This is a genomic window from Salinilacihabitans rarus (assembly GCF_024296665.1).
GTDB lineage: Archaea > Halobacteriota > Halobacteria > Halobacteriales > Natrialbaceae > Salinilacihabitans > Salinilacihabitans rarus.
In genome coordinates this window covers 533,090-543,063 of record NZ_CP100762.1, presented here as the reverse complement: position 1 = coordinate 543,063, position 9,974 = coordinate 533,090, and the positions used below count along the sequence as shown (strand labels likewise).

Annotated in this window: 12 protein-coding genes; all 12 read right to left on the bottom strand. The window is 67.2% G+C overall.

Going from position 1 to position 9,974, the window contains the following annotated elements:
* Positions 1-22 precede the first annotated feature (22 nt).
* The 12 genes from NKG98_RS02860 to NKG98_RS02810 all read right to left on the bottom strand — a co-directional run bounded on the left by NKG98_RS02860 (position 23) and on the right by NKG98_RS02810 (position 9,972).
* Positions 23-1,153: a hypothetical protein gene (locus NKG98_RS02860; RefSeq protein WP_254768235.1), complete on the bottom strand. Its 1,131-nt coding sequence runs from the start codon at positions 1,151-1,153 to the stop codon at positions 23-25.
* Complete coding sequence (locus tag NKG98_RS18975; protein ID WP_256558458.1) at positions 1,150-1,275, bottom strand: hypothetical protein; 126 nt, start codon at positions 1,273-1,275, stop codon at positions 1,150-1,152. The genes NKG98_RS02860 and NKG98_RS18975 overlap by 4 nt, the downstream gene beginning before the upstream one ends.
* A complete protein-coding gene (locus tag NKG98_RS02855) occupies positions 1,275-1,805 on the bottom strand; it encodes a hypothetical protein (protein ID WP_254768234.1) in 531 nt (176 codons plus the stop codon). The genes NKG98_RS18975 and NKG98_RS02855 overlap by 1 nt, the downstream gene beginning before the upstream one ends.
* Positions 1,806-2,714, bottom strand: coding sequence for a phage tail tube protein (locus NKG98_RS02850; RefSeq protein WP_254768233.1), 909 nt, complete (start codon positions 2,712-2,714; stop codon positions 1,806-1,808).
* 31 nt (positions 2,715-2,745) lie between these two features.
* Complete coding sequence (locus NKG98_RS02845; RefSeq protein WP_254768232.1) at positions 2,746-3,267, bottom strand: hypothetical protein; 522 nt, start codon at positions 3,265-3,267, stop codon at positions 2,746-2,748.
* Between the two features lies 1 nt (position 3,268).
* Entirely contained in the window at positions 3,269-3,727 is a 459-nt protein-coding gene (locus tag NKG98_RS02840; protein ID WP_254768231.1) for a hypothetical protein, read from the bottom strand.
* Positions 3,724-4,452, bottom strand: coding sequence for a hypothetical protein (locus NKG98_RS02835; protein WP_254768230.1), 729 nt, complete (start codon positions 4,450-4,452; stop codon positions 3,724-3,726). The genes NKG98_RS02840 and NKG98_RS02835 overlap by 4 nt, the downstream gene beginning before the upstream one ends.
* 3 nt (positions 4,453-4,455) lie before the next feature.
* Positions 4,456-4,860, bottom strand: coding sequence for a hypothetical protein (locus NKG98_RS02830; RefSeq protein WP_254768229.1), 405 nt, complete (start codon positions 4,858-4,860; stop codon positions 4,456-4,458).
* Positions 4,860-5,180 (bottom strand): hypothetical protein, encoded by a 321-nt coding sequence (locus tag NKG98_RS02825; RefSeq protein WP_254768228.1) that lies wholly within the window; start codon positions 5,178-5,180, stop codon positions 4,860-4,862. The genes NKG98_RS02830 and NKG98_RS02825 overlap by 1 nt, the downstream gene beginning before the upstream one ends.
* 12 nt (positions 5,181-5,192) lie before the next feature.
* Entirely contained in the window at positions 5,193-6,131 is a 939-nt protein-coding gene (locus tag NKG98_RS02820; RefSeq protein WP_254768227.1) for a P2 family phage major capsid protein, read from the bottom strand.
* Between the two features lie 2 nt (positions 6,132-6,133).
* Positions 6,134-7,705, bottom strand: a complete 1,572-nt coding sequence (locus tag NKG98_RS02815; protein ID WP_254768226.1) for an XkdF-like putative serine protease domain-containing protein — start codon at positions 7,703-7,705, stop codon at positions 6,134-6,136.
* A 341-nt stretch (positions 7,706-8,046) separates the two neighbouring features.
* Positions 8,047-9,972 carry a phage portal protein gene (locus NKG98_RS02810; protein WP_254768225.1) on the bottom strand — a complete coding sequence of 642 codons (1,926 nt, stop codon included), beginning with the start codon at positions 9,970-9,972 and terminating at the stop codon, positions 8,047-8,049.
* Between the last annotated feature and the right edge of the window lie 2 nt (positions 9,973-9,974).

The following is a 9,974-nucleotide window of genomic DNA, read 5'->3' as shown; positions in this document are numbered from 1 at the left end:
TGTTTGCCTGCGCTCATAAATATCACCGCCGCGTAAGTTGCCGTTCGAGATCGTCCACGTCCGACTGGACAGCGTCGATCTCGCTTTCGAGTTCGTCGTACGCCGAGTCCAGTTCGCGTTCAAGCTGAGAGATCGCGTCGGCGACCCCGCGGAGTTCGTCGACGATCAGCTCCGTGTTGAACGTCTGCGTGACGTTGATGGTCGGCACTGCCGCCCTGCCTTGGCCGCTTGGCTGCCCACCTAGCGAACCACCGCCAGAGCCGGGCGACCCCATCCCGATGCCCGGGATGTCCCCGAACGGCTCGAACCAGTCTTCTGTCTCGGCATCGATGTCGCCGAGGATACCGACACCGGGAACGCGTCGCAGTTTCTCATCTCGAAAGCGCTGCCACGCTGAAGGTGACGCTGAGTCGCCAGCGGCAGGTTGGCCGTTGGTCGCTGTGCGGACCGACATGTCGACCGGAATCGACTCAGGAGCGTCGACCGAGATCGGATCGATCTCTTCGACCGGGAGCGGGTCGACGTCTTCGACCGGGATCGCCTCCGGTGCGTCCAGCGGGATGTCCTCCGGGTGATCGAGCGGGACGTCGTCCGGATGGTCGAGCGGAATCGAATCGGGATGCTCGACCGCGAACGGACCGGGGTCCTCGACCGGGAGCGCGCCCGGCTCCTCGACGGCGATCGGCACCCAGTCGGGTTCCTCGATCGCGAAGTCCTCCGAGAGCGCCTCGCCGACGGCGTCCCCGACGGCCGACCCCACGGCGGCGCCGATGCCAGTCGCGAGGCCGCCACCGATACCGCCGGCAGCGCCGCCGGCGCCACCGAGCAACCCACCGAGGATGCCACCGCCGAACAGTTCCGACAGCATCCCGCCATCGCCGCCGACCTTGTCCTCGATCGCGTAGGCGACCTCGAGCAGTTCCTCGAGGTCGTCGGTCCGCTGGATCTCCATCCGGTACGAGCGACGCGCACGCCGGCGCTGGCGGCCGCTGGCCCCGCCGTCGGTCGCCATCTCCGGCGGCCGCCCGCCGGCACCCGCACCGGGCTGAACCGCGGCGTCGCCGACGGCCTCCTCGATCTGCTCGCGGACCCGCCGGAGGTCGCGTTCGCGAACGACCAGGCCGACGGTCGCCTCGGTTTCGAACTCGCTCATCGAAGGCCACCTCGGGCGGCGTCGAGCATCGCGAGCAGGCGGAGGTCACGGACGGGGTACTCGCGGGCCTCGCGCGGGTCGTGCCCGTTGCGCATCGCGACCGCGAGCAGGTAGTCCGTCATCACTCCTCGGTCTGGCTCTGTTCCGCCTGTTTCTCCGTTAAGAAGCGCGCGAAACTCCGCTCGTCGTTCCAGTTTCCCACCGCACTCAACTCGTCGATCTGGCTTTCAGCCCAGCGACCGAACGCGAGGGCGTCGATGGTCGCGACGTTCGCGACCGTCTCCTGGAGCGCCGCGTCGGTCGGGTTCTCCGGGTCGTGTTCGAGGTAGGGCGCGTCGTACGTCCCGAGGGCAATCTGCCAGATGCGCTCGGCGCCGGGCTTCGAGCCGCGACCGTCGAACTCGTCGGCGATGCGGGCCTCGTCGCCCAACGTGAGCGCCTTGAACGTGAGCGTCTCGACGTCCCACGCCTCGAGCGCCCACCCGATGCCGCGGCGGTGGGTGTCGAGGCGGTTGCCTCGCGCCCGCAGTGTCTGGTAGAGGTCCGTCGACGGATCGAGATCGACCATCCGGTCGGCGATCTCCTCGCACGCCTCGACGAGGCGGTCGGCCTCCTCCTCGAGGACGACTTCGCGTGTCTCGGGTTCGGCCATTTAGACCACCGCGACGTCGGCGACGTGGTACTCGACGGCCTCGGACAGGTCCTCGTCGGGGTTGACGAGATCGTTCCAGCCGTAGGACGTCGGCTGCAGGCCCGTCAGATCGTAGCTGATCGTCGTGCCCTGGCCGTTCTGGAACGAGAGGCTGCCGGAGACCTTGCCGATGGTGTCCTGCGGGGTCGTCGCGCCACCGTAGGCGGCCTGCAGCTGGGCGTTCTCCGTGAACGTCGCATCGGTCGAGAGCGACGGCTCGATCGCCCCGACGACCGCGTCGAACGGATGCCGGGACTGTCCCCGACGGAAGCGTGCCAGCCCGGACAGCGACAGCGACGCCGTCTGCATGAGCGTCTGGTCGACGGCGTCGACGGTGAGGTCGGCGCCGTGCCACGTGAAGACGTCGGCGTCCGAGGGCTGCGTGATCGACGACGGCGCGGTGACGTCGTCCGGTTCGTCGCCGTAGAGCATCGTCAGCTCGACGGTGACGTCGGCGCCCTGCTGGTAGTTGATCGTGGCGTCGACGACGATCGCCCCAGTGGGGGTTCGCGCCTCGTTGCCGTCGACGTGATCGACGCCGAAGTACCACGTCGACGAGGGCGCCGCCATCGGACTCGACGGGAGTGCGGTGCCGCCGTCGGCGAAGACGAGGTCGTGGAAGTTGTCGTCCGTGAGGGTGAACGACACCGAGGCGGCGCCCTCGAAATTGCCCTCGCGAGAGCCAGCCGGCGTCGGATCGTCCGGCTGGCGGATCCGTTCGAGGGCGTTCTCGACCGAGAGGTCGCCGACGGTGACGTCGACGCCCGGCTGGTACCACTCCGGCGTGCCGTCGCTGTCTTCGTCGACGAGCGACCCGCCGTAGGTCTGTTCGAGCGCGTACGCCACGGTCGCAGAACCCGCGCCGGTCATACTGTACCTCCGTCAGTGGTAGTGTATCGAATCATGAGTCTGGATTGCTGTAGCCGACGAAGCGGACGTCCCAGTCCCGTCGGAAGTAGTCGCGATGGTCGTGACTCTGGTCGGTCTCGTTCTCGACGAACAGCGAGTGATAGGCGACGGAACCGATCGCGTCCTGGTCGACGTCGTTGATCGTCGGATACGAACGCTGCGCTAAGAGAGCGTGCTGGGCGTAGCGGACCAACTGCTCGACGTCCGCGGCCGAGTCGACATGACCCCACTCGCCACCCCGGGACGTCAGGCCCTCGAAGCGAACACTGACGACGGTCTCGACGCGGTTGCGGTACTCGGTCCCGGTTGGCGTTGGCGAGCGCGAGCCCAGTGCGGCGCCGATCGCCGAAGCCTTCGAGAGGTCGAGCGATCGTGTCCGCTCGCCGGTCTCGAGGATCTCCGGCTCGTCGCGGTTGATGCGGTAGAGCAGCGGGTCGCCGTCATCGTCTGCTGGCCAGCTGCCCGGCCATCCGGTCTTGATGGTGTCGAGGACCCAGGTGACTTCATCCTGCACGTCAGCTCACCTCCTGGCGGAACTGTTCGAGCGCGTCACGGATCGCCTGCGACTCGGGGATGCCGCCCGTCTCGCTCCCCCAGTTGACCTTTTGCCTGACCATCAGCGGGTCTTCGCCGTGCTGCTCGACGACGTCCGCCGGGGCGTCTTCCCAGATGAACGCGAGCAGGGGCGATCCTTCGATCGTATGCGGCTCCACTCCGAACTCAAATAGCGCTGACAGCCCCGGCCACTCGATCCGGAGCGTGACGCCGTCGCCGTCGCGCCCGACGAACGGGCCCTCGGCCTCCTCCCAGACGTGCTCGATGTCGTAGCCGTTCCGAGAGGCGTAGGCCTCCCAGTTCTCGCGGGCGGTCTCCTCGAGTGCCGGCCCGAGGTCCTCGCGGAGGCGCTGCTCGATGTCGTCGAGGACGGCCTCGCGGAGCTTCGCCTCGAAGCCGCGTTCGAGGTCGAGGCTCATCGGCTGTCCTCGTGGATGCCGAGGAGTTCTTCGGCCTGTCGTTCGAGTGCCTTAAGTTTCGACTCCGCTGGCACGAGGTTGCCGTTGTCCGGGATGCCGAGGGCGGTCTCGTCGTCGGTGAGCAGCTGCGCGGCTGCCTTCATCGCGACGGCGCGCCGGACCGTCTTCGTGGTCCCCTCGATGCCGTATTCGTAAGTCGCAACCACCGCGTTGCGGTAGTCCGTGACGTCTTCATCGTCGAGCGACTCCGTGTCGAGGTAGAGCGTTGTCCAGCCGTCGGCGTCGTCGACCTGGAGGAAGTAGTCCTCGCCGCGGCCCTCCGTGTGATCGCTTGAGGCAACCCAGTCGTCGAAGCCGCCCGCGTTGTTCAGCACCAGCAACTCGGTCAGCTGGGTGACGTCTCGCCGGAAGAGCGAGACCGGCGTGTAGGAGCCGATCCGCGTCGAGGGCGTGATCTCCTCGTCGGCGAACATGATCGTCCCCGTCGAGATATCCTGCTCGTCGGATTCGTGGACCAGCGGCGCCGTCGGGATCAAGCCGTCGGTGTCCTCGTCGAGGCCGGTCGGCTCGTACCAGTGGCGGTTCGTCTCCTCCTGAAGCCACTCGGTCTGGGCGGTGATCGCGTCGATCGCGATCTCGCGGTCCTGCGCGGCGTCGCCTGGAAGGTCGGCCGCGCGCAGCGCTCGCCGGAGGTCCTCGACGGTGCAGTAGCCGACGTCGGCCATGGCTTACTCCTCCCGGCGTGCGTCGATGAGGGCGTACGCGCCGTCGCGATCCTTCTCGGCCCGCTCGGCCGCCTCGATCGCGTCGAGGCGATCGTCGTAGTCGCCCGTTGCGAGTTCGACCTCGAGTTCCTCGAGGGTGTACCCGCTCGGGTCGAGACCCGCGGGTTTCCCCTCGTCGGGCGGGTCGTCACCTCCGTCGTCGCCGGCGGCGTCATCACTGGCGTCGGCATCGGCGGCCGCCTCGAGGCGCGGATCGGGGTCGACGAACTCGAAGTAGCCCGTCTCGTCGACGAGGTACGCCGCCTGCTCGTCGTCGACGTCGACGACGGGATCGTCCTCGTCGGCGGAGACGCCCGAGCGGTTACGGTACTGTGCCGGCCCGTCGTCGAGAAGGCGAACGCGGACCATCAGGATCGCCCCCGAACGGCGAGGCGGACGCTCTCGCCCGACAGGTCGGTCGCATCAGCAACCTCGGTGAGGCCGCCGCCGGCGTCGGACTCTTCGCGAACGACGAGCGCCTCGGTGGCGTCGTCCCACTGGACGACGTACCCCGAGTCGGTGGTGCCCGACTCGATCGTCACGTTCTCGATCGAACCGAGGCCGACGTCGGTGGGCGTGAGCGGCTCGCCGCCGGCGGTGTACGAGGAGTCGAACGCCGCCTCGACGGTTTTCTCGCGCTGGATGCCGCCGGTCCAGCGGTGGTCGGTTTCGGTGTAGGTGATCCCCATGTCAGATCACCTCTACGCGGTCGGCGACGCGACGTTCTGTGCGAGGCCGACGCCCTTGGTATCCTCGATGACGTAGTCGATCCGCGCGAGCAGGTTGTAGATGCCGTACAGGTCGCGGCGGACGACCGCCTCGCCCTCGTCGGTGAAGCGCATGTTGACGTCCCGCTGGACGATCCAGACGAGGTTCTCCAGCGGCGTCAGCATGATCGTGTCGTCGGGCCAGTTGACTGGCGTCTCGATCGGGATGCCCAGCGGCGTCGGCTCCTGGCCGGTCATCAGCATCGCGTCACCAGCCGACGTCGAGCGGTCGGTGAGGTAATCCTTGAACTCCTCCTTCTGGTCCTCGGACATGAGCCAGCGGAGGTTGCTCGCATCCCGCCGGTAGCGCGGGTCGAGCGACATCTTCAGTTCCTTGAAGAGGCTCTTGTCGATCGCAGCGCTCTGGTGGTCGTAGGTGTTCGTGTCGGTGTCGGTCTCGGCGTAGGTGAGCCACCCGTCGACGATGGTGATGAAGTTCTCGTCGGTGACGCCGCTGGCGCTCGTGTCACCGTTTCCGCCGAGGTCCTCGAGATCGGCCGACATCTGGTTCGCAAAGAGCTCGACCAGCGTGTCAGCAGTACCTTCACCCTCGATGGTGTCTTCGACGGTCTCCATCGAGACTTCCCACGGGAGTTCGACCTTCTCGGTGTCGTAGTCGACCTTGCCCGTGTTTGGCGTGTTCAGGCTGCCCTCGGTGGCCTCGGTCGCCGAGCGCAGGAGGCGCTGGCCGACGCCGATCTTGTCGATCTGGCCCTTCGGGGCGTCGACCGGCTCGAACCGGACCTGCCCGAGGATCTGCGCCTGCGCCTGCACCTCGCGGAAGAACTCTTCGAACTGCTGGCGGTTGAGGAGGCCGCCCGCGCTGAAGTCACCAGTCGTTACCTTGTCGAGCGATCGCTGTGCCTGCGTCATGATCAGTCACCTCCCTCGGCCGCGCCGATGCCGAACGTCTGGTCCCACGCGGACGAGAACTTGCGGTTGGTGTCGGTCGATTCCGTGGTCTGCGCCGGCTCGTCGAGCTGCTGGCTCTGGCCCGAGGCCTTCGCCAGACTCTCGATCCGATCGGCGTTCTTCTCGGTCTGTTCCTGGATCGCCTTCGCCCACTCCGGGGGCCCCTCGTCGACGTCCTCGTTGGCGTCGGTGCTCTTCTCCGGGTCGTCGGGCTCGTCGGCGTCCTTCTCGGGCTCGTCGCCGTCGTCGACGAGTTCCTCGATTCGCTTGCTGTTCTCCTGGGTCTGGTCGTGGATCGCCTTCGCCCACTCCGGGGCGTCGGCGAACGTGTCGTCGGGGGTGTCGGTGTCGGTGTCGTCTGCGCTCATGGTCGTGTCGTCCGGCGTCTCGCCGCCGGTAGCGGATTCGAAACTCGGGTCGACTGGCGCCGTCTCCTCGTCGTCCTCGCCGTCCGCGTCCTCGTCGTCGTCGGGTGTCGCCCACTCGCGGGCGGTGTGGTCGTCGAGCGTCCAGTCGATCTCCTCGCGATCGGTGAACCGCGTCATGCCGTGATCGACGCCGGCGTCCTGGAGGACGTCCAGCGAGGCGTCGATCGTCGCGAACAGCGCGTTGCGGTTCGCCCGCGAGAGCGTCCGTCCCTCTTTCGCTGCGGTCGCCTCTGGCGAGGGAGCGCCGTCATCGGTCGACTTCGCAGCGGCCTGCGGGGCCGACTCGGCGTCGGGCCCGCCGGAAGAAAAGGCGTTGAGCGCCGCCCGGCCCATCCGACGGAGGACGCCATCGGACGCTTTGTCAGCTGGGTGCTGATCGGCGCCTTCCTCGGCGGCTCGCTGGAGGTAGCTCCACATCCGCGTGGCCGCCTCCTCGTCGTGGCCGCGGTCGGCCATCACCTCGAGGAACTCGTCTTTCCCGCCGACGCGGTCGAGGACGTTCTTCTCGCGGCTGTAGGTCTGGACGCCGGCGGCTTTCACCGAGGCCATGACGGCGTCGGGGACCGCCGGGATGTCGACACTCGACACTTCGGCGATCGTCGCCGCGACGATCTGCCACGCCGGCTCGTCGTCCGGGTAGCCGTCGGCGACAGTGATGCCCTCGGGCAGTTCGGACTGGTCGTATGGGCCTTCCCACTTGACGTCGATCGCGCCGATCGAGTACCCCGAGAGGATGCCGTCGGCGACGAGACTCCAGAGTTCGTCGTCGTCGAAGCGCCACGACTGGATCCACGAGCCGGCGGGGAACTCCTTGCCGCCGATCGTCTCGGCTTCCTCAAGGACGCGGTTCTCGACGAGCGTGACGTGCTCGGGCGGAAAGACCGCGTGCATCACGCCTGGGACCGAATCGACGTCGTCGTCGTCGGCCGCCTGGAGGCGGGCCATGAAGTCGTCCGCCAGCTCGCGGATCTGCTCCGACGTCAGCCAGTCACCCTGGAGGTCGACCTTCGACGGCACGAGGACGCCGCCGGTCGCGACGCGCCGCTCGTCGTCGGTGGCCTTGAACTCGACGCGTTTCTCGAACGTTTCGCCCTTCTGTACCGGCATGGTGCTACTCCTCCTCGTCGTCGGTGGCGGCGTCGGCGGTCTTCTCGAGCTTCTGGGCTCGATCGGTCCCGAGAAGACCGCGCTTGGCGCCGCGCTCTTTGTCGCTGTTTTTCATGTCTGAGAACTCCAGTCCCGATCGGGCCCTCGCACCGGGTCGGGTGCGTCCCGGCGGTCATCGGTATCGCCCTGCTGCGGTCGGTCGGCGATTGGTGATCGGCGACGATCAGACCGCGTCGGTCACCGCCTCGACCCACGCCCCGCAGTTGGGGCAGTTCTCGCGATCGAGGTCGAGCTGTGACTTACAGCGGCCGCAGAACACGGGGTCGGTGTGGGGCATCAGATTACGCCTCCAGGAAGGCTCGGACGGCGTCATTCCGATCGGGTGCCGCCCGGCCCTGCTGGGGCCAATCCGACGCCGTCAGCTCCTCGTACGGGTAGGCCATCCGGATATTGTGATAGTGGTAGCTACCGTGGCTCGAAGCGTTTTTGAGCGCCTCCCACGTCTCCGGCTCGACGAACCGATAGACGTAGATGCGGTCCTGCGGGTCGCCGATGAACCGGATGTACAGGTCGCGGGTGTCGTAGTCGTACAGCCCGGCCCGCAGGTTCGACGAGTCGAACTGCACCATGTCGATGTCCTTCGAGACGTCGATCGCCGGGTTCTCGCCGATCTTCATCCGCGGCGGCGGCGCCGCGTCCGGTCGCTCGGCCTCCTCGGCGCCGCCACCGTCGCCGTTGCCGCCGCGCCTGTCAAGAGCCGCGAGCAACTGGTTGCCGCGGTCGTCTTCGAGTTGGCCGAGGTCCTCGCCGGTGATGTTCGCGATGACCTCGCGGGCCTCGTTGACTGTGATCGCACCCTGCGACGACTGGATCAGCTTCGAGGCGTAGTCGGCGTCGATCAGCCGTGTGTCGACGCCGCGCGTCTTGAACCGGATCGTGTAGTCGGTGACGCCCAGCGCCGCGTGGACCGTCTCGTAGAGTAGCTGGGCGTACGCCTCCTGCTTGGGTCGGATGACCGTCTCGATGTAGCCCTTCCGCTGGGCCTGCGCATCCGTCGAGAACGCCCCGCTTTTGATCTGGCCCGCCTCGATCGGCGGAACCTCGTGTGTCTTGAGGATCTCATGCTCGTTGCGATCGCGGAAATCCTGAAAGCTGGCGTCCTCGTTGATGCCAACGGTCAGTGGCTCGACGCGGATCGCGAGGTCGTCCGCGTCGTCGTCCATCGTGATCCCGTCGGTCGTCTCGAGCAGCTTCTCGACCTCAAGGATCACCGTCCGGTGGTCCTGGTCTTTCATCCCGTGTAGGAGGTCGTGGATGTCCTGCCGGGCGCCCTGCGTGAGTTCGCCGCCCTCGACGATGATCGCCAGCCGCGGAACGGCGTTGTTCTCGAAGAAGTCGATGTTGAAGTCGCGCGCGGCGTCGTCGGCCTCGATCGTCGGAAGGCCCGGAATGATGTCTGGCGCGCCATAGTAGGTGTACAGCGGCGAGTGATTGCGCTTGAAGATCAGTTCATTCGCTTGGTTCTGTGAGTTGATGTCGGGCCCTGAGTCACCGCTTTCGGCGTCGACGAACTGCGGCGCCTCGTCGGCATCCCCGTCGGTCTCGTAGGTGACCGTCGGCGGTTCGTCACCGGCCCCGTCGGCGATCGTCGGTTCGAGCCCGCGATACCGATCGCCGAACGCGCCGTAGTAGGTAATCCGCCCCTCGCGAAGCTGGGCGTAGCCGGGTTCGTCCTTGCGCCGGCGGACCGTCATCGCCGGGACGTACGCCAGCCCGATCGGCGTACCGTCCATCGTCGTCAGCACTTCGAGCGAGAGCCAGCCGATGCCCTCGTAGTCGATCCAGCCCATCTCGAGGACGTCTGCCGGCGTCGATCGCTCCGAAGAGACCGGGCCGACCTGCCACGTCGAGTCCGCGCCGAACCAGAAGTTTTCCGCTACCTCGCGCTGCGTCTCGTCCGGGTCTTCGATGTCCGGGTGCGGAACGATCTCGAGGCCGTAGCCGGCGACGTTGCGCGCCTTCGAGTAGACACACTTCGCGTGGGTGGTGTTCACCTCGAGGAGCTTCGCCAGCTTCGCCGGGTCGAACGGCGGCAGGACCGCCCCACCGCGGATCTTGCCCTTGGCACGCTCTTCGAGTTGCTGTGTTTCTTCGGCCTTCTCGGTGATCGACCGCGTGATCTCCGAGTAGGCTCCCTTGCCGACGTGGCCGGCCGGGCCGTCGTCCGTTGTGGTCGTGGTCGTAGGCGTGTCGTCGTCTGTGCTCATGG

Coding starts and splice junctions, on each gene's coding strand:
- NKG98_RS02835 (WP_254768230.1), bottom strand. CDS start 4,452: ATGGCCGACGTCGGCTACTGCACCGTCGAGGACCTCCGGCGAGCGCTG.
- NKG98_RS02860 (WP_254768235.1), bottom strand. CDS start 1,153: ATGAGCGAGTTCGAAACCGAGGCGACCGTCGGCCTGGTCGTTCGCGAA.
- NKG98_RS02850 (WP_254768233.1), bottom strand. CDS start 2,714: ATGACCGGCGCGGGTTCTGCGACCGTGGCGTACGCGCTCGAACAGACC.
- NKG98_RS02810 (WP_254768225.1), bottom strand. CDS start 9,972: ATGAGCACAGACGACGACACGCCTACGACCACGACCACAACGGACGAC.
- NKG98_RS02820 (WP_254768227.1), bottom strand. CDS start 6,131: ATGACGCAGGCACAGCGATCGCTCGACAAGGTAACGACTGGTGACTTC.
- NKG98_RS02825 (WP_254768228.1), bottom strand. CDS start 5,180: ATGGGGATCACCTACACCGAAACCGACCACCGCTGGACCGGCGGCATC.
- NKG98_RS02855 (WP_254768234.1), bottom strand. CDS start 1,805: ATGGCCGAACCCGAGACACGCGAAGTCGTCCTCGAGGAGGAGGCCGAC.
- NKG98_RS02830 (WP_254768229.1), bottom strand. CDS start 4,860: ATGGTCCGCGTTCGCCTTCTCGACGACGGGCCGGCACAGTACCGTAAC.
- NKG98_RS02840 (WP_254768231.1), bottom strand. CDS start 3,727: ATGAGCCTCGACCTCGAACGCGGCTTCGAGGCGAAGCTCCGCGAGGCC.
- NKG98_RS02815 (WP_254768226.1), bottom strand. CDS start 7,705: ATGCCGGTACAGAAGGGCGAAACGTTCGAGAAACGCGTCGAGTTCAAG.
- NKG98_RS18975 (WP_256558458.1), bottom strand. CDS start 1,275: ATGACGGACTACCTGCTCGCGGTCGCGATGCGCAACGGGCACGACCCG.